The organism is Exiguobacterium sp. Leaf187, from assembly GCF_001423925.1.
Classification (GTDB): Bacteria; Bacillota; Bacilli; order Exiguobacteriales; family Exiguobacteriaceae; genus Exiguobacterium_A; species Exiguobacterium_A indicum.
This window is the reverse complement of the sequence record NZ_LMPR01000009.1, coordinates 1-25,549: the sequence shown is the minus strand read 5'-3', so window position 1 is coordinate 25,549 and position 25,549 is coordinate 1. Positions and strand designations below refer to the sequence as shown.

Annotated in this window: 30 protein-coding genes; 6 read left to right on the top strand and 24 right to left on the bottom strand. The window is 47.6% G+C overall.

Going from position 1 to position 25,549, the window contains the following annotated elements; translation table 11 throughout:
• Positions 1-100: 100 nt before the first annotated feature.
• The 10 genes from ASF99_RS04065 to ASF99_RS04020 form a co-directional block, all read right to left on the bottom strand.
• The gene (locus ASF99_RS04065; RefSeq protein WP_035398198.1) at positions 101-628 is read right to left on the bottom strand and encodes a type 1 glutamine amidotransferase domain-containing protein; all 528 of its coding nucleotides are present in this window, start codon (positions 626-628) and stop codon (positions 101-103) included.
• A 97-nt stretch (positions 629-725) separates the two neighbouring features.
• On the bottom strand, positions 726-1,163 hold the full coding sequence (locus ASF99_RS04060) for a peptidylprolyl isomerase (protein ID WP_023467682.1): 438 nt from the start codon (positions 1,161-1,163) through the stop codon (positions 726-728).
• Between the two features lie 103 nt (positions 1,164-1,266).
• On the bottom strand, positions 1,267-2,271 hold the full coding sequence (locus tag ASF99_RS04055; protein WP_023467681.1) for a S66 family peptidase: 1,005 nt from the start codon (positions 2,269-2,271) through the stop codon (positions 1,267-1,269).
• Between the two features lie 82 nt (positions 2,272-2,353).
• Positions 2,354-3,013 (bottom strand): hypothetical protein, encoded by a 660-nt coding sequence (locus ASF99_RS04050; RefSeq protein ID WP_055967090.1) that lies wholly within the window; start codon positions 3,011-3,013, stop codon positions 2,354-2,356.
• 109 nt (positions 3,014-3,122) lie between these two features.
• Positions 3,123-4,424 (bottom strand): pyrimidine-nucleoside phosphorylase, encoded by a 1,302-nt coding sequence (locus ASF99_RS04045; protein ID WP_055967087.1) that lies wholly within the window; start codon positions 4,422-4,424, stop codon positions 3,123-3,125.
• 47 nt (positions 4,425-4,471) lie between these two features.
• On the bottom strand, positions 4,472-5,284 hold the full coding sequence (locus tag ASF99_RS04040) for a purine-nucleoside phosphorylase (RefSeq protein ID WP_029341181.1): 813 nt from the start codon (positions 5,282-5,284) through the stop codon (positions 4,472-4,474).
• A gap of 18 nt (positions 5,285-5,302) precedes the next feature.
• Positions 5,303-6,475: a phosphopentomutase gene (gene deoB / locus ASF99_RS04035; protein WP_055967084.1), complete on the bottom strand. Its 1,173-nt coding sequence runs from the start codon at positions 6,473-6,475 to the stop codon at positions 5,303-5,305.
• Between the two features lie 118 nt (positions 6,476-6,593).
• Positions 6,594-7,478 carry a site-specific tyrosine recombinase XerD gene (gene xerD, locus ASF99_RS04030; protein ID WP_023467676.1) on the bottom strand — a complete coding sequence of 295 codons (885 nt, stop codon included), beginning with the start codon at positions 7,476-7,478 and terminating at the stop codon, positions 6,594-6,596.
• A 124-nt stretch (positions 7,479-7,602) separates the two neighbouring features.
• Positions 7,603-8,085 (bottom strand): ferric iron uptake transcriptional regulator, encoded by a 483-nt coding sequence (gene fur, locus ASF99_RS04025; RefSeq protein WP_023467675.1) that lies wholly within the window; start codon positions 8,083-8,085, stop codon positions 7,603-7,605.
• Between the two features lie 101 nt (positions 8,086-8,186).
• The gene (locus ASF99_RS04020) at positions 8,187-8,717 is read right to left on the bottom strand and encodes an NUDIX domain-containing protein (RefSeq protein ID WP_023467674.1); all 531 of its coding nucleotides are present in this window, start codon (positions 8,715-8,717) and stop codon (positions 8,187-8,189) included.
• 168 nt (positions 8,718-8,885) lie between these two features.
• Between ASF99_RS04020 and ASF99_RS04015 the strand changes: the two genes are divergently transcribed.
• Positions 8,886-9,740 (top strand): aldo/keto reductase, encoded by an 855-nt coding sequence (locus ASF99_RS04015; RefSeq protein ID WP_023467673.1) that lies wholly within the window; start codon positions 8,886-8,888, stop codon positions 9,738-9,740.
• A gap of 67 nt (positions 9,741-9,807) precedes the next feature.
• Positions 9,808-10,467, top strand: a complete 660-nt coding sequence (locus tag ASF99_RS04010; protein ID WP_023467672.1) for a type 1 glutamine amidotransferase domain-containing protein — start codon at positions 9,808-9,810, stop codon at positions 10,465-10,467.
• Positions 10,468-10,533: 66 nt separating this feature from the next.
• Here ASF99_RS04010 and ASF99_RS04005 read toward each other — a convergent pair whose 3' ends face one another.
• The 11 genes from ASF99_RS04005 to ASF99_RS03955 form a co-directional block, all read right to left on the bottom strand.
• Positions 10,534-11,151 carry a hypothetical protein gene (locus tag ASF99_RS04005; RefSeq protein ID WP_055967081.1) on the bottom strand — a complete coding sequence of 206 codons (618 nt, stop codon included), beginning with the start codon at positions 11,149-11,151 and terminating at the stop codon, positions 10,534-10,536.
• Positions 11,152-11,231: 80 nt separating this feature from the next.
• Positions 11,232-11,768, bottom strand: coding sequence for a PadR family transcriptional regulator (locus tag ASF99_RS04000; RefSeq protein ID WP_023467670.1), 537 nt, complete (start codon positions 11,766-11,768; stop codon positions 11,232-11,234).
• A gap of 162 nt (positions 11,769-11,930) precedes the next feature.
• Entirely contained in the window at positions 11,931-12,515 is a 585-nt protein-coding gene (locus tag ASF99_RS03995) for an NUDIX hydrolase (RefSeq protein ID WP_023467669.1), read from the bottom strand.
• Positions 12,512-13,093, bottom strand: coding sequence for a CDP-alcohol phosphatidyltransferase family protein (locus ASF99_RS03990; RefSeq protein WP_023467668.1), 582 nt, complete (start codon positions 13,091-13,093; stop codon positions 12,512-12,514). The genes ASF99_RS03995 and ASF99_RS03990 overlap by 4 nt, the downstream gene beginning before the upstream one ends.
• A 1-nt stretch (position 13,094) precedes the next feature.
• Positions 13,095-13,982 (bottom strand): ABC transporter ATP-binding protein, encoded by an 888-nt coding sequence (locus ASF99_RS03985; protein ID WP_055967078.1) that lies wholly within the window; start codon positions 13,980-13,982, stop codon positions 13,095-13,097.
• Entirely contained in the window at positions 13,954-14,703 is a 750-nt protein-coding gene (locus tag ASF99_RS03980) for a hypothetical protein (RefSeq protein ID WP_023467666.1), read from the bottom strand. Before ASF99_RS03980 ends, ASF99_RS03985 begins: the two co-directional genes overlap by 29 nt.
• Positions 14,700-15,458 (bottom strand): ABC transporter permease, encoded by a 759-nt coding sequence (locus ASF99_RS03975; protein ID WP_035398208.1) that lies wholly within the window; start codon positions 15,456-15,458, stop codon positions 14,700-14,702. Before ASF99_RS03975 ends, ASF99_RS03980 begins: the two co-directional genes overlap by 4 nt.
• Positions 15,445-16,641: an ABC transporter substrate-binding protein gene (locus tag ASF99_RS03970; protein ID WP_055967072.1), complete on the bottom strand. Its 1,197-nt coding sequence runs from the start codon at positions 16,639-16,641 to the stop codon at positions 15,445-15,447. Before ASF99_RS03970 ends, ASF99_RS03975 begins: the two co-directional genes overlap by 14 nt.
• Before the next feature lie 19 nt (positions 16,642-16,660).
• Positions 16,661-17,419: an SDR family NAD(P)-dependent oxidoreductase gene (locus ASF99_RS03965; RefSeq protein ID WP_055967069.1), complete on the bottom strand. Its 759-nt coding sequence runs from the start codon at positions 17,417-17,419 to the stop codon at positions 16,661-16,663.
• Complete coding sequence (locus tag ASF99_RS03960; RefSeq protein ID WP_055967066.1) at positions 17,419-18,390, bottom strand: MBL fold metallo-hydrolase; 972 nt, start codon at positions 18,388-18,390, stop codon at positions 17,419-17,421. The genes ASF99_RS03965 and ASF99_RS03960 overlap by 1 nt, the downstream gene beginning before the upstream one ends.
• A gap of 173 nt (positions 18,391-18,563) precedes the next feature.
• A complete protein-coding gene (locus ASF99_RS03955) occupies positions 18,564-20,003 on the bottom strand; it encodes an NADP-dependent glyceraldehyde-3-phosphate dehydrogenase (RefSeq protein WP_055967063.1) in 1,440 nt (479 codons plus the stop codon).
• A gap of 218 nt (positions 20,004-20,221) precedes the next feature.
• Here ASF99_RS03955 and ASF99_RS03950 point away from each other — a divergent pair, with 218 nt between their 5' ends.
• Positions 20,222-21,100 (top strand): chemotaxis protein CheV, encoded by an 879-nt coding sequence (locus tag ASF99_RS03950; RefSeq protein WP_055967060.1) that lies wholly within the window; start codon positions 20,222-20,224, stop codon positions 21,098-21,100.
• Between the two features lie 45 nt (positions 21,101-21,145).
• On the opposite strand, the gene ASF99_RS03945 is transcribed toward ASF99_RS03950, so the two are convergent.
• Positions 21,146-21,514 carry an Hpt domain-containing protein gene (locus ASF99_RS03945; RefSeq protein ID WP_023467659.1) on the bottom strand — a complete coding sequence of 123 codons (369 nt, stop codon included), beginning with the start codon at positions 21,512-21,514 and terminating at the stop codon, positions 21,146-21,148.
• Positions 21,515-21,636: 122 nt separating this feature from the next.
• On the opposite strand from ASF99_RS03945, the gene ASF99_RS03940 reads away from it, so the two are divergent.
• Positions 21,637-22,572: a magnesium transporter CorA family protein gene (locus ASF99_RS03940; RefSeq protein WP_023467658.1), complete on the top strand. Its 936-nt coding sequence runs from the start codon at positions 21,637-21,639 to the stop codon at positions 22,570-22,572.
• 80 nt (positions 22,573-22,652) lie between these two features.
• Here ASF99_RS03940 and ASF99_RS03935 read toward each other — a convergent pair whose 3' ends face one another.
• Entirely contained in the window at positions 22,653-23,756 is a 1,104-nt protein-coding gene (locus ASF99_RS03935; RefSeq protein ID WP_023467657.1) for a PP2C family protein-serine/threonine phosphatase, read from the bottom strand.
• A 126-nt stretch (positions 23,757-23,882) separates the two neighbouring features.
• Between ASF99_RS03935 and ytzI the strand changes: the two genes are divergently transcribed.
• The gene (ytzI, locus tag ASF99_RS17200) at positions 23,883-24,056 is read left to right on the top strand and encodes a YtzI protein (protein ID WP_023467656.1); all 174 of its coding nucleotides are present in this window, start codon (positions 23,883-23,885) and stop codon (positions 24,054-24,056) included.
• Between the two features lie 134 nt (positions 24,057-24,190).
• Positions 24,191-24,742 (top strand): hypothetical protein, encoded by a 552-nt coding sequence (locus ASF99_RS03930; RefSeq protein ID WP_023467655.1) that lies wholly within the window; start codon positions 24,191-24,193, stop codon positions 24,740-24,742.
• Positions 24,743-24,794: 52 nt separating this feature from the next.
• Here ASF99_RS03930 and ASF99_RS03925 read toward each other — a convergent pair whose 3' ends face one another.
• The gene (locus ASF99_RS03925; RefSeq protein WP_055967058.1) at positions 24,795-25,379 is read right to left on the bottom strand and encodes a YdcF family protein; all 585 of its coding nucleotides are present in this window, start codon (positions 25,377-25,379) and stop codon (positions 24,795-24,797) included.
• Between the last annotated feature and the right edge of the window lie 170 nt (positions 25,380-25,549).

Genomic DNA, 25,549 nt, shown 5'->3' with positions numbered 1-25,549 from the left:
AGACTCATTCATTCTACACCTTCTCACACAGAATTACTGCATTTTTTTCATAATCCATGAAAATGCAGGAGTCCGTCTCGTGACGTCCCCTGCATCTGAATCACGCTTGTTCTTCCATCACTTGGATGAAGGCACGCATGTAGTCCGGTAGATCGGGTGGACGACGACTCGAGACGATATGTCCGTCGACGACGACAGCTTCATCATGCCAAATCGCACCCGCATTCGTCATGTCATCCTTGATCCCTGGCGTACTCGTGACGTTGACGCCTTTTAAGATGCCAGCAGAGATCAGCACCCAACCAGCGTGGCAGATTTGACCAATCGGTTGTTTGTTCTGGTCAAAATGACGCACCATGTTCAGGACAGAGTCAAAGCGGCGTAACAGATCGGGTGACCAACCACCCGGAACAAGAATCGCATCGTATTCTGCTGGATTAATCTCATCGAACGTCTTATTCGATTTGATCGGAACACCGTACTTCCCGATATACGTCTCATCTGCCTTCTCACCAACGATGTCGACGATCGCGCCTTCTTCACGCAAGCGATGGACAGGATACCATAATTCTAAATCCTCGAAGTCATTGCTGACGACTTGGATGATTCGTTTTCCTTCTAAACGCATGACAAACACTCCTTTTCGAGTTGAGTTCCCTTACTGATTGTACCCGGTTCTAAAAAAAGAAAAACTCCTCTTCGAACGTTCGAAGAGGAGCAAGAACTTACGCTTCGACGCGGATTTCTTTAATGCCAGCGCCTTGCTTCATTTTTTGTGCATGTTCGAGACCTGAAGTCACTTGTCCGAAGACCGTGTGTACGCCGTCGAGGTGCGGTTGTGGCTCGTGTACGATGAAGAACTGGCTTGATCCTGTGTTACGACCAGCGTGTGCCATCGAGAGTGAACCCGCCTTGTGTTTGTGTGGGTATGATGTTGACGTTTCACAAGGAATCGTTTTTCCTGAACCGCCTGTACCGTTTCCGATTGGGCATCCGCCTTGTGAGACGAAGCCTGGGATGACACGGTGGAAGTTCAATCCATCGTAGAAGTTCGAGTTCGCAAGGTTTTCGAAGTTTTCAGTCGTGATCGGTGCTTCATCGTTGAACAATTCGAATTCAATTTTATTTCCATCTTCTAATAAGATATGACCAGTTTTTTGCATGTTTGACCAACCTTTCGTGCTTTTCAGCAGGAGATTCGTCACGATTCAAGATCGTGATTCCATGGTACAGTGTACCAAATTTCAAGGCGTCGTGCAGGCCTTTTTACTCGACGGCTGCCTCTAACACATCGAGTGTCACCGAATCCGTTGCTTCGACACGAATCTGCACCCCATTCGCGAGTGTCGTGACGGGATCCGTATGCCCGAAGTCCGCATCGAGAATGATCGGGAAATCATAGCCTCGCGTCGCGCGCAGAATGATGTCCTTGAGCGGGAAGTCCGGGTCAAAATCGACTTTTCGCGGGAAGCGTCCGACGACGAGTGCCGCAATCTTGTCATACGCACCCATGTGTCGCAATTGCGTGAAATACCGGTCGATCGTTTCTGGTGTCTCACTCTCGTCATCCTCAAGCATCAAGACGACACCGTCAAACGATGGCAAGTAAGGTGTTCCGGCAAGCAGTAAAAGTGTTCCCGTGTTCCCCGTCAGAATCGGACCTTCTGCGACACCGGTCTTAACGATCGTGTACCCTGCGTTCACTTGATGTTCTCGTCTTCGGTCGTCCGCGACATCCCAGCGTAAAACCTCATCTGTCCACTCCTCAGACGCTTCGATCCGACCAATCGGCTCCGTCTGCATGAACGTACGTTTGAACGATTCTTCTGTATACGGATCAAGACCATCGAATTGACCGAACTGCGTCAGCAGTGCGGGTCCGACGAACGTCGTCAATCCTGTCTGCTGATAGATCCCAGCAAACAGTGCCGTGATATCGCTGTAACCTACGAAGATCTTCGGATTGTTCCGGATTAATTCATAATCGAGTTCGTCGAGTAGCTGGTGCGAGTTAAACCCACCGATCGTCGAGATGATCGCCTTGATCGACGGATCAGCGAACGCCATATGTAAATCTTGTAGCCGTTCCCCGATCGTTCCTGCCGTATGACTATGGACAGCTGTTGCGTTCGGCATCAAGACGACCTCAAAGCCCATTTTTTCAAGTGTTGCGATACCGCGGGCGAGACGACGCGGTACGTATGCTGCGACAGCAGACGCCGGTGAGACGATGGCAATCTTATCCCCTTTTTGTAAACGTGGTGGTTTCATGAAAGTTCCCCCTTATTCATTACAAGTATTTCCAGTATAACAAATCGAAAGGGAACCGCGTACTTTCATTTTTTAATCCATTTTATAACGTTACGAACAACGAATTCCCGTCCTCCAGTAACTCACCTTTTTTCGAGACATAGTCAATCTTGACCGTCATATGTTGAAGAATCTTTTGTTCGCGTAATGACTTTGCCCACTCTTCAATTCGTACTTTGTCCAGTTCATGTCGTTTACGATGTACATCAATTAAGATTGTCGGTGCCACGTCTTCACGTAAGTATGCTTCTGGTTCAAAACGCGCGTCATCAAGTTGTTGGATCTCTTCGTTATCATATAAAACGTGTACTTCCAATTCCTCATCAATGTTTTCAAGCGTAGGAGGCATGATACGTCTTTCTAACTGGTCTTCCCAAAGTGACGCATGATACGAATCAACGAATGTTCCCGATTCTTCAGTTTGATAGATTAAAAACTCGGTATTCGTTTTTTTATCAACAGCTTGTGCTGCATAGTCAAATGAAAAATTCCCCATACTATCATAAACACTACCGGTCACTTGCGCTTCCTTTAGATACTTTTGCTTTTCTAAGTAAACCTTGGCTTCGTTTTTTATTTTCGCTTCTTCTGCTGCTTCTGGCTTCGTACTTTGCCAAAAGGAAAAAACTAGTATGACAATGCCACATCCGATGACTCCGATTAGACTGAATAACAGGATGGTCAAACGTTTCATAAGCTTCATGGCGGTAAGTCCTCCTCTTTTTAAATACCATTTTTTTACACATTTGATTTTACCATAAAAAAAGAGTAGCGGACAAAGTCCACTACTCAGGTATTGCTGATTGGATTGCTTACTGGATAACAGCGTGAACGAGCGGGCGTTCTGCCGGTTTCGTTTCACTGATATGGTACGCGTGATCCATTTTTTCGATTGCTTGATCGAGTGTTTCTTTGTTTGAACGAAGTGTTGCGATGACATCGCCGACTTCTACACGGTCGCCGACTTTCTTGTGCAACGTAACGCTTGCTGCGTGATCGATCTCATCTGCTTTCGTCGCGCGTCCTGCACCGAGGATCATTGCTGCAACACCGACTTCGTCAGCGATGATTTCAGAGACATAACCTGCTTTTGAAGCGACGAATGTTTTTTCGTATTTCGTTTCAAGTGCTTTTGTCATGTCGTCAACGAGAGACGCGTCGCCACCTTGAGCTGCGATGAACTTCTTAAAGACGTCAAGTGCTGCTCCGTTACCGAGACGTGTTTCGAGATCCGCATATGCTTCGTCAAACGTCGGGTAGAAATCACCGAGGACTGCCATGTGTGATGCAATCGTCAAGGCGATGACTTTCAAATCACGGACATCTTTCCCTTGAAGGACTTCAATCGCTTCCTTGACTTCGTTTGCGTTTCCGATCTCAAAGCCGAGCGGCTGATCCATGTCCGTAATGACAGCAACCGTCTTACGGTTGACACTCTTACCGATCGAAACCATCTCTGTCGCAAGTGCTTTTGCATCTTCGAACGATTTCATGAAGGCACCAGAACCCGTCTTGACGTCGAGTACGATGCTGTCTGCTCCTGCTGCAATCTTCTTCGACATGATTGAACTTGCGATCAATGGGATCGAGTTGACCGTCGCCGTGACGTCACGAAGGGCGTAGAGTTTTTTGTCTGCAGGCGTCAGGTTACCCGTTTGACCGATGATTGCCATCTTAATGTCGTTGACTTGTGAGACGAACGCTTCTTCTGAAAGCTCGACGTCAAAACCAGGGAACGCTTCGAGTTTGTCGATGGTTCCACCTGTATGACCGAGTCCACGACCGCTCATCTTCGCAACCGGAATGCCGATTGACGCAACGAGTGGTGCGACGATCAGACTGATTTTGTCACCAACACCGCCTGTCGAGTGTTTGTCGACTTTTTTCCCGTGGATACGTGAAAGGTCGATCACGTCGCCCGAGTTGACCATCGCCATCGTCAAATCAGCGATTTCACGATCTGACATTCCTTGATAGAAAATCGCCATCGACATCGCTGACATTTGGTAATCTGGAATCTCACCATTCGTGAATCCTTCTACCATTGCTTGAATATCAGCTGTTGCGAGTTCGCCACCGTCTCGTTTTGTTGCAATCAAATCTACCATACGCATAATCTAGTTCCTCCTCAGGAGTGGTTTGTGAGTTTTATAAACAGTCGTTACATTTTTTTGATCGAACCGCGAACGAGTGATAGGAAGTGTGCCCGGACACGTTCTGTCGTTTCGATGACTTCATCATGATGTAACGGTTGGTCGAGAATACCTGCTGCCATGTTCGAGACACATGAGATCCCAAGGACTCGCATATCGGAATGACGGGCAACGATGACTTCAGGGACCGTCGACATACCGACGACGTCGCCACCAAGCATCCGTGCCATCTTGACTTCTGCTGGCGTCTCATACGTTGGACCAGTGTTTCCGAAGTAGACACCTTGACGGACACGAATTCCGAGCTCGTCCGCTGTTTCCTGTGCAAGACGAAGTAATTCCGCATCATACGGCTTCGACATATCCGGGAAACGTGGTCCCATCTCATCGACGTTCTTCCCGATCAATGGGTTCGTACCGAAGAAGTTGATGTGATCCGTGATCAACATCAAATCACCTGGTTCGAACGCTTCGTTACAAGCACCCGCTGCGTTCGTGACGATCAATGTCTCGACACCGATCGCTTTCATGACACGGACTGGGAACGTGACCATGTCCATCGAATATCCTTCGTAGAAGTGGAATCGCCCTTGCATCGCAACGACTTGTTTCCCTTCAAGAGTACCGAAGACGAGTTGTCCCGCGTGTCCTTCGACCGTTGATACCGGGAAGTTCGGGATTTCATGATATGGAATCGCGATCGGGTTTTCGATCTCATCCGCAAGGACACCTAGTCCTGAACCGAGAATCAATCCGATCTCCGGTTTTGCCTGCATCTTGCTTTCTAAAAACGAACGTGTTTCATTCCAGTTGACTGTCATCTGAATCGCTCCCTCGAATTATAGTTCTGTTAAAAAGCTTGTTCCATGTGCCGGCATCTTGACGGCGAAGTTTTCTGCGACCGTCGCTCCAAGATCAGCGAACGTTTCACGGATACCGAGCGGTTTTGCAACACCATTTTTATGGTAGGCAAGCAATGGTACGTATTCCCGTGTATGGTCAGTCCCAGCATGAACCGGATCGTTTCCGTGGTCAGCCGTGATGATCAAGAGATCGTCTTCGTTTAAGCGAGCAAACACTTCCGGAAGTCGCGCATCGAACTCTTCGAGTGCTTGTCCGTAGCCTTGCGGATCACGACGGTGTCCGAACAGCGCATCGAAATCGACAAGGTTTAAGAAGCAAAGTCCGTTGAAATCACGATCAAGTTGTTTCACGAGCTGATCCATCCCGTCCATGTTCGACTTCGTCCGGATTGCATCCGTGACGCCTTCTCCATCGTAGATATCAGCAATCTTACCGAGCGAGATGACATCGAGTCCTGCCGTCTCGAGTTCGTTCATGACCGTCCGGTCGAATGGTTTAAGTGCATAGTCGTGACGGTTCGCTGTCCGGACCCACGCTCCTGCTTCACCAAGGAATGGACGCGCGATGATACGACCGAGCATGTACGGGTCATCCCGTGTGATATCACGTGCGTATTCACAAATCCGGTACAATTCTTCTAATGGCACGACTTCTTCGTGTGCTGCGATTTGAAGGACAGAGTCTGCCGACGTATAGACGATCAAGGCGCCTGTCTCGACATGTTCTTGTCCGAGTTCGTCGAGAATTTCCGTACCAGAAGCCGGTTTGTTCCCAATGATCTTCCGACCTGAGAACTCTTCTAGGCGATGAATCAAATCATCCGGGAATTTTTCGAAGACACGGAATGGTGTATCGATCCGGAGTCCCATGATCTCCCAATGCCCTGTCATCGTATCTTTCCCTGCAGATACTTCCTGCATTTTTCCGTATGCCGCAAGCGGTGCTTCTTCAGCTGAGATACCTTCGATCGGTTCGATATGCGAGAGACCGAGTTTTGCCATGTTCGGCATGTTGAGTCCGTTGCGTTCACGCGCGATGTGACCGAGCGTATGCGAACCAAGATCTCCGAACTGTTCAGCGTCCGGTGCTTCTCCGATTCCTACGGAGTCCATGACGATCAAAAATACACGTTTAAATGATTGAGCCATTTGCTGTTCCTCCTATATACGAGCTGTAGTTGTGCGATTCCCGTTACGATTTTTCCCGGAAAGGGACTAGACAAAACGCATCATTTGTCTGAAGTCAGACCTTTAAAAGATAGAACCATCATGCCCGTGGATGATGTTTCTTATACACGTCGTGAAGTCGTGCTTTGTTAACGTGTGTATACATTTGTGTCGTCGACAAATCAGCGTGTCCTAGCATTTCTTGTACGACGCGTAAATCGGCACCATTTTCAAGTAGATGGGTCGCGAACGAATGGCGCAGGACGTGCGGTGTGATCTCTTTTTCAATACCCGCTTCCTTTGCCCGTCGCTTGATCATCTTCCAAAACCCTTGCCGTGACAAACGATCACCGCGACTGTTTAAGAAGACATCGTCCGTCTTTTGACCGCCGAGACTATTGCGCGCGAGGTCAAGATATGTCCTGACACTTTCAATCGATGTCGTACTCATCGGGATGATCCGGGATTTGTTCCCTTTCCCAAGACACGACAGATACCCGAGTTCGAGTTGCAAATCGTTCAACTTCAGTTGGAGCAGTTCGCTGACGCGCATGCCTGTTCCATAGAGAAGCTCAAGCATTGCTGCATCTCGTCGTGTAAGCGGATCGACACCGACGACCGAATCAAGCAAGCGTTCGACGTCCGTTTGACTCCAGACGACGGGCAACTTTTTCTCCGGTTTCGGTAAATCAAGATGACGAGACGGATCATGTGTTGCAAGTCTCTCTTCGACCAAATATTGATGGAACGAACGGATCGAGCTCGTCGCCCGGCGAACCGTCGATCGTGACTTTCGTGCTTCAAGCAATCGTTCAATATGGTCGACGATATGATGTCGGTGAACCTGTTCGAACGAGGAAACTTCCGCTGTTTCAAGCGTCTGTAAGTATTGATTTAAATCATTTCGATACGCAGCTGCCGTATTCGCGGACATTTGCCGTTCAATCACTAAATAATTGATAAATGCTTCCAGTTGTTCACGCACTGAACTCATCCTCTTCGTTTACGAAATCGCTTACTTTCCCATCATATCAAAGGTGTAAACCGTTGTGAAGAGGTCTGACCTATAAAATTGAAAAAGAAAAACCATCCGAAATTTCGTCGGACGGTCAGACTGTTTGTGTTTGCGATTGTTCCAACGCTTCCCGAGCATGACGCTCTTGGCAGACACGGCAGACGCCATGGAATGTCAGGCGGTGATCCTTGATTTTAAAGTGGAATCGGGACACGATTTCTTTCTCTACTTCTTCTAGCATGTCGTCTAAAATCTCTTCGACGGATCCGCATTCGATACAGACGAGATGGTGATGCGAATGACTCGCACCTTCTTGTCGTAAATCAAACCGGGATACGCCATCTCCGAAGTTGACTTTATCGACGACTTCAAGCTCCGTCAATAATTCGAGCGTCCGGTAAACCGTCGCAAGTCCGATGTCGGAGTTCTTTTCTTTTACAAGGAGAAAGACATTTTCGGCACTGAGGTGATCCGACTCGTGTTCGAGCAGGACACGCACAGTCGCTTCACGTTGGGGAGTCAGCTTATATCCTTTACCGCTTAGCTGTTTTTTGATGCGTTCTACACGACTTTCCATCATAACGCCCCCTTTGTTCGAACTGATGCTATTATCATAGCTGATAATCAGTCTTTTTTCAAATTAAAATGATTATCAACTGAAAATCATTTTAATGAGAATCATTTTAAAGTACGAATTTGCCAATGCTGGATCGCCATGATCGTTTTCGCGTCGACGATCGTTCCGTTTGCAACGAGTTCGAGTGCTTCTTCGAGCTTCAATGTCTTATTCTCAAGGAACTCATCCTCATCGAGTTGACGATCACCGGCAGTCAGACCAATCGCTTCATAGATATGTACACGCTCACTGCAGAAACCAGGCGCACCGTAGAAATCAAAGACATGTCGTAACTCTTTCGCGACGTAACCTGTTTCTTCCTTTAATTCGCGTCCGGCACAATCAAGTGGATCTTCGCCTTTCTCGAGTTTTCCTGCTGGAATCTCGATCGATAGACTCTCGAACGCCTTCCGGTACTGTTCCACGACGATCAAATCACCTTGTTCATCAAAAGCAATGATCGCGACGGCACCATTATGATAGACCAATTCACGGACCGAGGTATTGCCGTTCGGTAACGTGACGACATGTTTCTCGACGTCAAAGACTTTTCCTTCATAAATCACTTCACGTTCAATCGTTTTTTCTTCCATCGGATGTGTTCCCCTCTTCTATCTTAGTTTACGTTCTCTATCATGATTAGTATGCCGTTTCCGACGTATTGCCGCAAGACTTCGAAATCGTCTTTTTCATCAGATATGATACACTAGAAAGCAGAAGTTCCAAACTTATAGTTCATCTAAGAAAAGAGGGAATTGAACATGTCATTAGGATTAGGTACGATGACGATCTTAAAGCGTGGTCAGGAGGAAGCAACAGCAATCCTGCGGACGGCACTTGATGCCGGAATCACGCACTTCGATACAGCGGACGTCTATGCGAACGGAGCGGTCGAATCCATCATCGGTCAAACCTTCTCACAAGAGGATCGCAGTCGATTGTTCCTCGCCTCAAAAGGTGGGAATCGGATGAACGCGACCGGAACCGGTTGGACATGGGATCCGAGTTATGACTATCTGAAGCAAGCTTGTCTTGAAAGTTTGAATCGTCTTGAAACACCTTATCTCGACCTGTATTACGTCCACGGCGGCACGATCGATGATGACATCGATGCGTCGATCCGCGCAATGGAAGATTTAAAAGCAGAGGGGAAGATCAAGGAATATGGTCTGTCGTCACTGCGCCCGAATGTCATCGAATATTGGCTCGAGCATAGTAATTTCTCTTACTTGATGACGCCTTATTCGTTGCTCGATCGCCGCATCGAAGAGTTGTTGCCACGCTTAAAAGAGAAAAACATCCAAGTCGTTGCCCGTGGTCCACTGGCAAAAGGACTCTTGACACATGAGAGTGCTTCACGCCTGCAGTCGGTTGATCGGTTCGAACAATTCGATAAGGAAACGCTTGAAGCGAGTCTTCAAAAACTTCAAGATTTCCCGCTTCCTGCGCTTGCGTTGCAAGCCATCGATCAACAGGTCGACATCGTCCTTCCTGGTGCGTCGAGCGTGTCACAGCTTCAGGCAAACGTCCAAGCGATGAAAGAGTCGATCTCACAAGCTCAAATCGACCAGGCACTTGCTACACTACCGGTTCATCACTATACGGAACACCGGTGAGGTTTAACTCTTCATATCTCCGGGAAACTCCTTCTTTGTAACGTTCATACAGAGGAGGAGTTTTATTATGGCTCGTATTTTAATCGTATCAACAAGTGCAGATGACATGAATGGTCACAAAACAGGATTATGGTTCGAAGAGTTCGCAGCACCATACAACCTGTTTAAGGATGCAGGACATGACGTGACGGTCACTTCGATCAAAGGTGGCGACGTCCCGATCGATAAAGCATCGATCGTCAAAGAAATCTTGCCAAAATTCCAAGATGCACGCCGTGCATTGCACGACACGAAAGCACTCTCGGAAGTCGATCCAGCATCATTTGATGCTGTTTACTTCCCAGGTGGTCACGGTGCAGTCGTCGACTTCCCGAATAACCCACAAGTGGCTGGTGCCATTGAAGCTGTCATCAAAAAAGATGGCGTCGTCGCATCAGTCTGTCACGGTCCAGCGGCCTTCGCACACGTCATGATCGATGGCAAACCTTTCGTATCAGGTCGTCAAATCAACGGCTTCACAGACGAAGAAGAAAAATCGACAGGTCTCGAAGATAAAGTACCATTCTTGCTTGAGACGACACTTCGTGGTGAAGGCGCTACTTTCCTGACATCGGATGCTGGTAAGGAATTCGCAGTCATCGACGGCAACGTCGTCACAGGACAAAACCCGGCTTCAAGTGAAGCGGTCGCGAAACTTGTCCTTGCGAAACTTGCGACACAAGCTTAATACGATACCTTTATACAAAATGGAGCAAACGACATAACGTCGTCTGCTCCATTTTTTTGGCGTGAATTACAATCGGTGAAGTGAATCCAATCGTTCGAGATCAGCTTCAGTCTCACGTTTTTTTTGTTCGAGTCGCTTTAACTCGTCCTCGAGTTGTTGCTGTTGTGCCTGTAGCGCAGATCGTTCTTCCTCCGTATAGGAACGTGCTACTTCTTTTTCTTTGAGATACCACCATTTTTTGACCTTTTTAGGTGGTGGTCCGAGTTCAATCTGTTGCTCGTGTTGTTTGACCTCATCTATTTGTTCAGCATGCGCCAATTGAAGCTGCTTCAATTCCGCCTCATAAGTGGCTTGTCTCGCTTCAAGAATTGGTGTGAGGTACGCGAGGATATGCGCAGTAAAGTCTCGCTCGACGACCCGTCGTAACACATCTCGCCGAAGGGAAGCTTCCGAATGACCTGAGGCATTCTCCCAAACGATTGAATCCGCTCGTTCTAGAATCTCCTCTTCTTCTGCTTCTCCGAGCCAACGTAATTTCAGCAATAATGGTTCAAGGAGTGCCTCTTCTACATACGCCGTAAATTGCGAATACGAGATCGCTTCTCGTATCAGCGGTTCTTCATGTAAGTGAAATAAGGCTTCCGCCTCTTCCTCAATCCAGTCTTCATAGTCATTAAAGTACATCGATTCTCTCCTTACTAAATCCTATTACAAAATAAAACTGGCTCGAATCCGCCATCTACATGACAGTCGAGCCAATATTGTTAGACGTTTGCTTCATTCTTTTTGATTTCCGCGATTGCCCAGTCACACCAATCCAAGTAATTCAACATCATACGCAAGCCGTACTCACTCGTCAAGGTCTCCCCTAGTGTTGCACCGTTCTCGAGGTGGTCGTGACGCCAACTATGCATCATCTCAACGGCAAATTGATGGTGCCGCTTCGACTCTTCCAAATAAGCAACGGCTTCCTCTGGTGGGAGCAGATGCAAGAGCGACACCCGCATCAAGTTCTCATCCTTCATCTTCGGTTTGAATTCATTTGGTGTCCGTAACCATTCAACGAGCTCCGTACGCCCTTTATCGGTAATCGAATAGACTTTCTTGTCCGGCAAGTCTTCTTGGACGATATGAACACTCGTCACGAGCTCTGCCTCTTCCATTTTCAACAACTCTCGGTATATTTGAGTATGGTGTGCGGTCCAGAAGTGGATCATCTGTTTTTTAAAAGTCGCGCTTAAATCGTAACCGGTCGCTTCCCCTTGGGTCAGCAGCCCGAGTAGTGCAAATCGTAATGCCACTGGCTGCACCTTCTTTCCTTCTTTTGTATATATACTTAATTATCTCAAATATATCTTAATTTCGCTACTCTTGCGTCGAACGAATGTACGATTAAAAAAAGACCTGCGAGCGAAATCACATTCGATCGTAGGTCTTCATGCGTTATTTCTTTCCCATTCTTTCTATTTACGTAATTGCTCGATTCCCTGTCGTACATGTCTCCAGTAAGAAGAAGGATGCGGAACGAATTGACGACGATCGAACCACTCGCCTGTCGTGTCCTGAATACGCTCGATGGACATGTCAGCAATTCGCTCAAACTGCTCGATCGAAAAAGCAATCAATCGCTTCACTTCTGTTTCCTGGAGGACGTATGCGTCTATCGCTTGATCACTTCGAGCAAGAAAGACATGGCATCGCTCACAGTCCCATAGTGACGCATCCCGAAACTCCTCTTCCTGGATGCCAAGCGGTATCAATTGATCAAACGTACACGTCAAACCAATCTCTTCCTCGAGTTCCCGGACACCATCCTCGACTGTCTCATTCGCAAGCAAGTGACCCGCTGCCGTGATATCAAGCATTCCTGGAAAGTCCTTCTTTTGTTCAGACCGTTGCTGGAGCAACACGACGTCCCGCTTTGGATCATAGACGAAACAATGAAACGTTTCATGCCACAAGCCGTTTGCGTGGACTTCTGATCGTGGACGAGGTCCGAGCAGGTTGCCCGCTCGATCCACGGTCATGATCATCTCTTGTTCACTCATCGCAACACCTTCGAAGCTTGATGGAACCGCTCCCCGACCGTATAGAGTTCAGCAATCAAGAAGACAATTGCGATCCAAATGATGGCACTTGGGAACAGGATCATCGCTGTTAGGAATAAGAACCCTTCCGTCCGCTCGACGAGTCCCGGTTGATATTGAAACGACTTGTAGCCGTAATTTTCACTGACTGCTCCGATTGCAAGGAACATCGTCATCCCAATGACGAATGATGCGACGAGCAACAGAATAACGACCTGCGTTTCCGGAAATCGGAGTGCAAGACCAATCAGCACTGACAGCTCGACGATCCGGTCGAGCACAAGGTCAAGAATCGTACCAATCGGAGTTGTCTTTTCTTTTCGTGCCATCGTTCCATCGATGACATCAAGCATGCCCGAGATCCACAATAAGACAATCGCCGTTCCCATCATATCGTTATAAACGAAAAAGCCCGTCGCACCACCGATGATGCCGGAAATGATCGTCACCTGTGTCGCCGATAATCCAATTTTCTTAAACAAGGTCGCCCCTTGATCAAACAGGGGTTGAACGATTTTACGCGCACGCGTATCTAACATGTCACCCCTCCTTTCTAACGATATAGCCTTCTTTCTCATGAATCGTCTCGTCTGAAGAAAGCACGAGCCGTTCTCCGGACGCCCGTTCGACTTCGTAGAAGCGAACGCCGTATTGAATGAGTTCTTTCGTAATCGTAACACGTTCATCCGTCTCCTTCGTCGGTCTTGAGACCAAGTTGACTGCCGTCAGCGGATGCCATGTTTCTTCAATCTGAATGCCTTCGCCAAAAAACGGGCTGGTCTGGCTCAGCGTAATCGGTGTACCATGATCGACGATTCGCCCCTGTTCTAAGACATAAACGACATCTGCCATCGCCATTGCCTCTTCCCGATCGTGTGTGACAAGGAGCGTCGTGACACCTTGTTCCTCGGTCAACTTCCGAATCAATGTCCGAAGTTCCCGTCGTCTCGGTACATCTAGACTCGAGAACGGTTCATCGAGCAACAAGAAGTCCGGTTGACTCGCCAGCGCACGAGCTAAACTCGCTCGCTGCTGTTCGCCCCCTGACAGTTCATGGACAGCACTTTTCCCTCTTCCCTCGAGTCCGACGCGATGTAACCAGGATTCGAGCTCGATCGGTGTTAATTGTTTTGCACCGAGACGGATGTTTTGTTCGACGTTCAAATGTGGGAACAATAGCGACCGTTGAAACATCATCGTCACACCACGTTGATTCGGCGAAAGAACAGTGACATCTCGGTCGCCGAACTGAATCATTCCGCTCGTCACGCGCTCAAGACCTGCAATCAGACGGAGTAATGTCGTTTTCCCACTACCACTCGGTCCGACTAAAGCCACACATTGTCCAGATGCGATATTTACATCGATATCAGACAATACATGCTTCGTTCCAAATCGTTTATTGACTTGTTGTATCGTGACTTCCATTTAAACGCCTCCGTACGATTCGTATCCAACTAGAAAAAATAACGGCTTGTCCAGCATAAAAGAGAATGGGCAACCCGATCAACCACAGCGTCGCTAGACGCGCCGCCCCTTGCGAATTACCAGAATACGCCGGGAATACTTCGAGTGATATCATGCGGACGATCCCACCACCAATTAACGCAACTAGTGCATACTGACTGATCGTGATCACCGTGACGAGTAGCGTCACGGATTGTAACGTCGACCGAAGCATCGGTCCCGTCAAATAGAACCAACGCTTGAACCGGTTTCCCTCAATCAAGACCATCTGTTCAAGCATCCGTTCTCCGAGCGCCTGAAATCCGTTCGTGTACAAGCGAACTGTATAGGGTAAGGTCGGCAGAAGCAACACGAGCAGGACACCAAAAAATCGATCTGCCAAACCAAGACGGATCCATGTCAAATAGAGACCGAATGATAGCAATAACACGGGAACGAACAGCGGCAAACTAATCAAGAACTCTGCTATACGAATCCGTTTCCCCGTTTGAAAGGCAATCGCTTTTCCTGCCATGTATCCGAAGAGATGATTTAACAATACGACGGCACAAATCATCGCGACGGTCGTGCCGAGCGTCGCTTCTAGGCGCGGATTCCAATTCCACTCTCCTGGAATCAAACCAATTAAAGGAACGATGAACAGGAGTACAACGAATACGGTCACACTGATTTTTTTCATCATTCGCTTCGCCCCCTACTGATCTTCGTTGCCAGTGGGCGTGTCAAACCAGTCATAAGCAATAGCAGGAGGAAGAGTCCTCCCGTCAAGACGACACTCATTGCAAAAGCGAGTGGTTGCTCCGATAAATCGCCTTGTGTATACAAATCGAATGCATAGACGCCAAGTAATTTTGGATAGGTCACGCCGAGCAGTGCTGGAATCTCATATGCGAACAGGATGAAGGCAAGCAAGATAAATGCTGCCTCAAGCATCGGAACGAGTAGGAAAACGCCCCGCGCATGCCAGAATCGGCGCACTGGTGATAAACCGAGCATCATACCGAGTTCTTGATAACGCGAATCAAGGCGCCGGACCACCGGTAAGAGATAAAAAAACACGAACGGAATTTCTTTATACAGATACGTCAGGATGACACTAAAATAATTCCCTTCATGCGGTCCGATGACAGGCACATCACTCAAATAGAGAATCGCGAGGTATGCTGCTCCTAGATGAGGGATAAATAAAGGAATCGCAAGTAACGCAGCTAGTCGTGTTCTGCTCAAGAGCCTTGCGAGCACCACACCAATGATCAGCGCGAGCACCGTACTGATGATGGCCACGTAACTGCTGACGGCTAGACTCTCTAAAAAGACCTCATCCGTCAGTAGCTCGCGGTAATCAGCAGATGTCGTCATCGAGATACTGACCCATAACCCGTATAAGACCATCCCTGCCATCAAGAGTGCAGCAGGATACGCGTTACCGCGCCACACGAGACGGCCATTCCTTACGGATCATCTCGAAAATGGATGGGTCGAGTTCCGTCCGGACCTTTCCTTCAAAGACGCTTGGCTTTGGTGTCGACGGTGCAGCCGGTACATCAGCGAATTGCTTTTGTTCTGATGAATCAAGTGTCGATAAATCAAGACTCGTTCCGTCTCCCCAATACGTCGCATCGTATTTTTTCAACTGTGCTTCTGGTGATAACAACGTATTGATCGCTACGAGTGCGCCCTTCGGATTCGGTGCGTTGAACGGTACGGAAAGGAAATGCGTCGACGCGATTGATCCATCCTTCAAGACGATCGGACGTGTTTGTTTCGGAAACGTTCCTGACTTCACTTCTTGTTCAGCCCGTCGTTCGTTGAAGCCCATCGTGAAATCAACGTCTCCCTTCGCGTATAACTGATCGAGTTGGGCAAGTGTCTTTGGATAGGTCTTCCCTTTTTTCCAGAGATACGGTTTGATTTCGTTCAAATAAGTCCATGTCTTCTTGAAGTCTGCTTTCGGGTCTTTTAAGGTTTCATTCGATTCGACACCATACATGACGTGGCGGACGAAGGCATTCCCCGTAAAGTCCGTCACTTCCGGATAAGTGAAACGTCCTGGATTTTCCTTAACCCATGACTTCAGTGCTTTCAAGTCGGTCGGTGGCGACTTCACGTCAGCTGCGTCATAGTGCAACGTATATTGAACTTTCCCCCATGCGGCTTCAAGTCCGTCTGTTTTCGTACCACTATCTGAACTCTGTGCGGCAGCATCAACATATTTCATGTTCGGGAGGACTTTTGTGATTTCTCCATAGAGTAAATCATCTTTTTTAGCATTTAAAAAATTATCGCCATTGATCCAGACGACATCGATGACACCTTTTTCCTTACCTGCCTGTTTCTCAGCACGCAGTTTTTGAATGATATCCGCCGTCTCGATCGGGACCCGTTCTAACGTGATGTTGTGTTCCTTCTTCAGACGCGGTGCTACATACTCATCGATGTAGGCATTGATGCCGTCATCGCCGCCCCACATATACATCCGAACCGTTGATTTTTCCGCTTCTTTTTCGATCGTCTGATAAGAAGTCCCTAAGACATTCTTCGGTTCCGGTGTCGCATCCGGTGTACCACAGCCTGCGAGCAGCGTACCTAGGGCAAGAAAGCTGATTACCTTTGTTTTCATTTATCGTTCTCCTCCGTCATCACTTTTTATCGAAGCCCGGTTTTCCTAACCACTCGATCAACCGTGGCATCACGCCGTATCCTTTTGCCGATAACTCCATCCACCATGGTGCATTGACTTCACGTTTACGCCGCTCTATTGCTCGGACGACAGTCGAAGCTAGTCGTTCTTTCGATAGGACGATGGAAGCGACATTTTGCTCATACTTCCGGTCGACATCCGCACGGACAAAAAATTCTGTCGCGATCGGCCCTGGATTGACCGTCATGACGTGGATGCCTTTTGGACGTAACTCCAGACGTAACGCGTTCGAAAACTGCAACATCGCTGCTTTCGTCATGCAATAGATCGTCGATTTCGGTGTCGGTAGTTTTCCGGCCTGACTGGCCACGTTGACGATCATGCCACCCTCTCTGAGTAATGGCAGACATGCCTTCGTTAAGCGAACGGGACTTAAGACGTTGATCCGGTGCATCGATTCAATCGTTTCAATCGAGGTATCGGCTAGGAAGCTGAATTCCCCGAAACCTGCGTTATTAATCAAAATATCAATCCGTCCATAACGATTTGCGAGTGTTTTCGCAAGAATTTCAGGCGCCTTTTCCAAATCGTAGACCAGGTAGTCTGCCTGGAGTTCAGATGCTAACGTTTGTAATCGATCCTCGCGTCGTGCAATTAAAATCAAGTTTGCGCCTTCTTTATGCAGAGTGCGCGCCAGTGCTTCCCCGAGTCCACTTGAAGCACCTGTGATGACGATCGTCCGGTTGATGAGTTGCATTAGACTTCCTCCGCTTTTGAATAGTAGAGGATACCTGATCGTTTCTCGACCGTGATCGCACCGCGGGCGACGAGTGTATCGAGGCGTGCTTTCATCTCACTCATGACAAGAGGGAATGATTTTTTTAATCGGTTTCCATACGTCACTTGTGCTAATTCGAATAACGTATGTTCTCCCGTAAAATACTTCAAGAGCTGATCACCACGTGCTTTGCGTTGCATCAATCGTTCTTCGACGAGTACCGCAACATCTCGAATCGGAGCACCATGTCCAGTGTAGGCGATTCGAATCTGCTCACTTTGTAATTTTTCTAAAGAGTCAAAATACGCAAGAACAGGACGTTTTACGAGCACATCATCACCTGGTTGTGGTTGCTCGAGCAATGGATTCGGCTCGACCCGGTCGAGCAGGTGATCAGCCGCGAACAACACACCATCGTCACTTAGTATTCCGATTTGGTCACTTGCATGCCCCGGTAGTTCGATGACCCGGTATCGCCCAGACGGCGTAATCGCGTCGCCTTCTTTTAATGTGAAATCAAGTTGACCTTTTCCAAGCCATTTCAAGGCAGATTGATAGCTTGGTAACATCTCTTGAATCGCTAGCGGAACGCCAAACGATGTCGCCAATCGACGCAAGAATACGTCCCCGTTGTTTAAGAAGGTCTCGTCCTGTTCCAAGTATGGGCGTAATCGCGCATGTCCATAGACGGGAATGCCTTTCTCTGAAAAGCGATGTGCCATCCCAGCATGATCCGCATGGTGATGTGTCACGATGACACGATCTAAATCCTCGACCTGAAGTTCATGTCGCGCAAGCGTCCGTTGCATCGTTTGCCATGCTTCAAGCGTATCCGGTCCACAATCAATGAGGATGTTTTCCCCTTCCGTTCGTAGTACATAGCAGTTCACGTCTCCAACCGGAAATGGTGTCGGAATCGGAATCGGGATGATTTCGTCTGATACAGTCATACCTACACGCCTCTTTTCTCTCGTCCATTTTCTTTCATTATAGAGAGAATGAAGCTATAGCGCCAAACTTTGTGCGTCAAAGGGTAACATTTGTTTTCTAGCTTACGTTAAAGCGCGAGAAATGGATGCACAAAAAACCGACCTTTCCGCAGATTGAAAGGTCGGTCAGAAACTTATTTTAAGTTGAGGACTGTTAATTTGTCGCGTGTCATCGAAGCGAGGCTACGTCCGACGCCTTGAACGCCGAGACCCGATGATTTCACACCGATGAATGGGAAGTGGTCAGGACCACGTTCCGTCCGACCATTGATTTGAACAGAACCTGTTTCAAGCGCATCCGCTACTGCAAACGCAGCATCGATGTTCTCTGTGAAGACACTTGCTTGAAGACCGTATTCTGATTCGTTTGAGTATGCAATCATTTCGTCGACCGAGTTGACACGGATGATTGGAAGAACTGGTCCGAACGGCTCTTCCCAAGCAACGCGCATATCGCGTGTCACGTTGTCAAGAAGTGTTGGTTCGATCAAGTTCGCCGTACGTCCGCCACCTGTGACGAGTGTTGCGCCTTTGTCTGTTGCGTCCGTGATCAAGCCTTCGACGAAGTCCGCTGATTTCGTATCGATGAGCGGTACGACGACACTGTCTTGTTCAGGTGAACCGACTGTCAATTTCGCGATTCGTGTCTTGAGTTCTTCGATGAGTGCATCCGCTTGGTGATCAAGAACGAAGACGCGTTTGATTGCTGTACAACGTTGACCTGAGTAAGAGAACGCCCCACTGATGATATGGTCTGCCGCAAGTGACAGATTCGCATCTTCAAGAACGAGCGCTGGGTCTTTTCCACCAAGTTCAAGGACAAGTGGAATCATTGCCGATTGACGCGACAAATGTTGTCCTGTGCCTGTACCACCAGTAAATGTGATCATGTTGATGCCTGGGTGAGCCGTCAAGTAATCACCGATGACCGATCCACGACCTGTGACGATGTTGACGAGTCCAGCTGGAAGACCTGCTGCGACGAGTGCCTCGACCATCAAGATACCGCTGATCGAACCTTGTGTTGCCGGTTTGAAGACGACGGCGTTTCCTGTCATGAGGGCAGGTGAGAGTTTCGCTGCTGCCAAGTTGACTGGGTAGTTGAACGGTGAAATTGCAAGCACGACGCCGAGTGGTGCTTTTTTGATGACCGCGATTTTTTTCGCGCTACCACCAGGGAACGAATCCCCTTGCATCATCTGACCGTCGAAACGGAGACCTTCTTCCGCTGTGTAGCGAATGATTTCAGCTGTCCGTTTGACCTCTTTGACGCCATCTGCACGTCCTTTACCGACTTCGCGCATGATGACTTCACCGATTTCGTCCGCACGTTTTTCGAGTTCCGTTGCCCAAGCGTGAAGCAATTCAGCCCGTTTGTTCGCTGGTTGTTTTGCCCACTCTGCTTGTGCCGCTTTCGCTGAAGCGATGGCACGATCGACTTCCGGTTTCGTCATCGCTTGAACGCGACCGACAAGATCCTCTTTATATGGTGAAGAGATTTCAATTGTCTCTTTTGATTCACTTTCATGCCATTGTCCATCTAGTAAAAATGTGTAGGTTGTTGCTGTAGTCATTCCACTCTACCTCCATTTATTTTTATCTCTCTCATTTCAGTGTGTGGCTGCATAGCTTATTGTAATCAATTGGTCTGACAAATGCCAAACTTTTTGCTTAACATATTATGAAAGCGATTACAACACTTTTTTTGTCAATTCAGAACTAGAATTTTCAGCGTAGCATGCCGATAACTAGTCAGAAGTGAAGTGAAGGTAATGGAAAGGGGCACAACCATATGTATAATCAGCACGATATTTTATTAGAAGCCGGCACGAACGAACTCGAGATCGTCATCTTCCATTGCGGACCATACACGTTTGGAATCAACGTCATGAAGGTCCGGGAAATCATCGTTCCGCTCCCGATGACACCACTCCCAGGTACACCGGATGCTGTCAAAGGATTGATTGAACTCCGTGGCGAAGTCATGACGGTCATCGATTTGCCGACCGTCATCGGTGTTCCTCACGATGAAGCAACCGAGGATCGATTGATCATCTGTGAATTTAATGGGGAAAAGAGCGTCCTGCGTGTAGATTCCGTGACGGAAATCCGTCGTATCTCATGGGAACAGATCGATACACCAAACGAACTCGCTCGTGGCATTGAGGGATTAACGAACGGTGTCGTCAAAACGGGCGACAAGATGATCATCTTGCTCGACTACGAAAAAATCGCACTTGAGCTCTCACGCAAGGATATCTTCGCCCGCGAAGAAGGGCGTCGCGTCCAGTCCCGTGACCGGTCCGACAAAGTCATCTGGATCGCCGAAGACTCGGAAATGCTTCGGACATTGATCATCGAAACACTCGAGGAAGCCGGTTACCATGGTCTGAAATGGTTCATCAATGGTAAGGACGCTTTTGATGCGTTTGAAAACGGAAGCAACTGCGACCTCCTGATCACCGATATCGAGATGCCGAAGATGGATGGACTACACTTGACGAAACGACTCCGTGAAGATGATCGTTATGCGGAATTGCCAATCATCGTCTTCTCTTCCTTGATTTCCGACGATTTACGCCATAAAGGTGAGTCGGTTGGTGTCAATGCACAAATCACGAAACCGGAAATCGGTCGTTTGATCGAAACGGTCGATTCATACGTCTTATAAGAAAAAAGCCGACAGCATGTCGGCTTTTTTGATCTATTCGATTGCTCAACGCAGCGCGTCAAGATTTTTTCCAGTAAACACATCGAGCCAGACGACACGGAATTCCACCATGCATTGCTCAATCCGATCGACGATTTCTTGTGTTCCGGTCATTGAACCAGATTCTGCTTCTTTTTCAAGCAGTTCGAAATCATCAGCTAAATCATCAGCGGCAACGGAATAGGAAGCACCTTTTAGCAAGTGAGCGAGCTTTTCAGTTTGCTCAGCATCTTGCTTGGCGACGGCATCTTTTAGTTCAGGAAACTTTCGATCGAACTGCGCGATATACGTTTCTCCGATTTTTTGAAGGAACGCGTGATCCCCACCCGCAATCGATTGAAGTTCTTCGAGCTTCTTAGCATTAAAAAAAGGCATGTCTTCCCCTCCTCTGTTTTCATCTTATCACTAATCTTCGTAAAAAAAAATCGGAGAATCATTTACACGCTGTCACATCTATTTCTATAATGAGACAGTGAAGAGCAGGAGGGATAGACAATATGTTGACGATTTATCGAAGCGATGTCACCGGGGCAGTCAACGAGATACAGGAGTTCACGAAGGGTTCCTGGATCCATCTTGTCAATCCGACAAAGGACGAAGCCGACCAAGTCATCGCTGCTACGAATATTCCAGAGGATTTCATATATGACCCTTTGGACGTGGAAGAAAAACCACGTTTTGAAAAAGATGAAGAAGGTCTACTGATGATCGTCGACGTTCCCTACATCGAAGAAGAATCATCAGGACGCCGTTATAATACGATTCCGCTCGGTATCATCGTGACATCCCGTCATTTCATCACCGTTTGTTCGCAACAGCTCGATGTCCTGACGTTATTCTCGAGTGGTAAGTTGCGAGGATTCCGGACGAATTACCGATCGCGCTTCGTATTCCAGATTCTCTATAAAGTCAGTTCCTCGTATTTACGTTTCTTGCGTCAAATCGATCGTCGTATGGACGAACTTGAGGAAGAACTTCAACGTTCGATGCGAAATCAAGAAATCTTTCAATTGATGAATCTTCAAAAATCATTGGTCTATTTCATGACGTCCTTGAAATCGAACGATGGTGTGCTCGACCGAATCATTAAGACACCGAGTCTTGAGAAACATGAAGATGATGAAGATTTACTGGAAGACGTCTTCGTCGAACACCGACAAGCGATGGAGATGGCTCAAATTTATAAAGACATCATCAGTTCGACGATGGATACGTTTGGTTCTGTCATCTCGAACAACGTCAACTTCGTTATGAAGTTCCTTGCCTCAATTACGATTGTCATCTCGATTCCGACGATGATTTCCGGGATGTTCGGGATGAACGTCCACGTTCCATGGGAAGGAGAAGTCATCGGATTCTGGATTGTTTTCGGTATGATGATCTTCTTCTCTGGTCTTGCCGCCTTCATCTTATGGCGGAGAAGGTTCTTTTAGTTCAAGTAGATCCAGAGCTTGTATGACTCAAAAAAGACTCAGCGACGGTGCTTCCGTCGCTGAGTCTTTTCATTTACAGGTTAATTGATTTCGACCGTCACGAGACATAGGTCATCCGCTTCATCGCTCTGATCCGGTTGAATCAACTGATGGATGTTCGGTCCTTGTTGTTCGATCAGATTCTGGATGGCATGGATTCCTTCATCAATGCCTTTACTGTAGAGTTCCATGAAACCATCCGTGTACAAGTAAACACATCCTGGTGAGACGATGTCGATCGTCTTGCTCGAATACGTCGAGTCTTCGAACATACCGACAGGAAGTCCCGTATTCTCAAGCGGAATGATTCGATCATTCATGCGTAACAAACCAGGTGGGTGCCCTGCGTTCGCATAGCTGAGCTTCATCTCATCTAGGTCGATGTAGAGGTAAACGGCAGTGAAATAGATTTCTGTCTCGTCTCCCGGGAACAAACGACTCATCTGCTGATTCAATTCTTCAAGTACTTGTGCTGGATCACCAATCCGGTGCACGAGTTCGAACAAAATCGAACTCATTCCCATCGTGATCAGCGCAGAAGAGACACCGTGTCCCATGACGTCAAACAAGATGATGCCGTATTTATTTTGAGAGATGCGGTACCAGGCGTACATATCTCCCGCGAGCTTTTTAGAAGGGATATACGTCGCCATGATGCGGATCTCATCGTCTTCGATATTCGCACTGAGCACACTCTGTTGCAGTTTTTGCGCCAAATCAAAGTCTTCCTGTAATACTTTTTCATATCGTTTTCGCGCATCGATTGCTTGCTTCAGACCAATCGCGTTACGAACTCGCGCGAGCAATTCCGTTTTACGGATCGGTTTCGTCGTATAATCCGATGCTCCTGCATTCAGTCCATCAACGATATCTTCTTCGTTTGATCGCCCGGAAACGATCAGAATCGGTAATTCATCAAGACCAAACCGTTTTCGAATCAAACGTGTCGCCTCGATTCCGCTGATTCCTGGCATTTCGACGTCGAGAAGAACGACGTCCAACTGTTCGATGAATAACGGATCCTCCATCAATTCGATTGCTTCTTCCCCACTCATCGCCTTGACGACGTCATAGCCTTCATTTTCTAACAATCGCTCTAGGAGCATTAAATTCGTTAACTCATCATCTACGACCAAAATACTCATACGCCGTCACCTCGTTCCGTTTAACATGTTTATCTGACATCAGTTTAGCACACAACCTACAATTTCGTTTAGACGGAAGCTGCGTTTTCCGTCATACTAGAAAGTGAACGAAAGGAGGAGTGGACTATGTGGTTATATGTCGTCTCCATTCTCATCATCGTATTCGTCTTGGTCGCCTCGATCATCGTCATTTCGAAAGGATATGGCTACAAAGGCAACAAAGATGATATCGAAATCGATTATGATGAAATCAACCGAAAACTTCGTCACGAAAATGATGATGATTCATCCAACAAATGAACCTCTTAGACCATCATATCACGATGGTCTTTTTTATATTCATTTCAAATACATGTTATTTTTAAATGTTTTTTATTCACTCACAAGGGTATATCCATATCATGGTTAAATATTATCTCAAGGGAGTGTTCATCATGGAACCGAAGCTTCAACATGATCCACACGCAGCACACGCAGAACATCCGAATCGCCAGTTCGATCAGGAAGAATCATCAGGTCGTCAAATCAATCTCGTCACAGGGATGTTGCTCGGTGCCCTTGTCGGCGGTCTATTGACGCTACTTAGTTCTTCGTCTCGCCAAAATACGAAACAGAGTTTACGGGGGGCGAAAGATTCCGTCTCTACCCTCGCTTCTTCTATTAAGGAAGATCCGTCAGGTAAAGCATCACAAGTCATCAATCAAGTGAAGAGTGCTTCAAGCATCATTCAAGAAGTCGCATCTGACGTTCAAAATGTCTATGACAAAGTGAACACAGAGCTTGAAACGGTGAAATCAGATGCCTCGACGGTGAAAGAGACAGTAAATGAGACGAAAGGTGACTTGAATGCAATCAGCAATAAAGTCGTCGAAGCGAAGGATGTCGCACTCGGCAAAGAAGAACCACCTGCTGAGCATGATGCTTCCGACAAACAAGCAAATGATTCTCAATCTTCCGAGGAAAAACATAAAGGTGAAGGCATCTAATCATTCAATGCACTTCTTCTTTCTCCCCGACATGTTCAGCATGTCGGGGTTTTTAGCGTAGGAATTGAACAACGATCGCAACGCGTTCGCGCATTCCAAATCGAAGGACTCCTGAAAGTGGCGTTTCAGCCGGAATCGCATCCGTCTGTAAACCAAGTTGTTTCGCCTCTTGTCGCGCACGGTACAGATGAAAGTCTGACGTGACGATCGAGACGCGACGAACGTCCTTTGGCAACAACGCTTTTGAAAATTGTAGATTTTCCGTCGTTGATGTCGAGTCGGCTTCAAGGATCAACCGTTCTTCAGCAATCCCAGATGCCACCATCCCGCGACGCATCGCCTCTGCTTCTGAAATATCTTCATCCGGACCTTGTCCACCGCTCAAGATGAAGCGGACTTCTGAATGTTGTTTCCCATATGCCGCAGCTGCCTGAATCCGGTTATGTAGGATTTGCGACGGTTTTTCTCCTTTGACACCCGCACCGAGGACGATGACATACGGTGACGTCCCATCAGCGAGTGGCCGTTCCCCTTTATTGACGAAAATACCGACACTGTACCAGAAGGCGACACAAGCGACTAGTCCCCCACCGACCATCCATTTGATGTTTCGTTTGTTAAACATGCGTTTGATCATACCGTACGACCTCTCTACTAAAAAATGGCTTACGGTAGGAAATACGAATGGTTCTCCAAAAAAGTTTCAGCATAACAGGTTCGGACTCAATGAAAAAAGGCTGACTCAAAAAAGAATGACGCGTCTTTTCACGCCCTTTCCTCAGGCGAGACACAAGCCAGTTTTCCTGC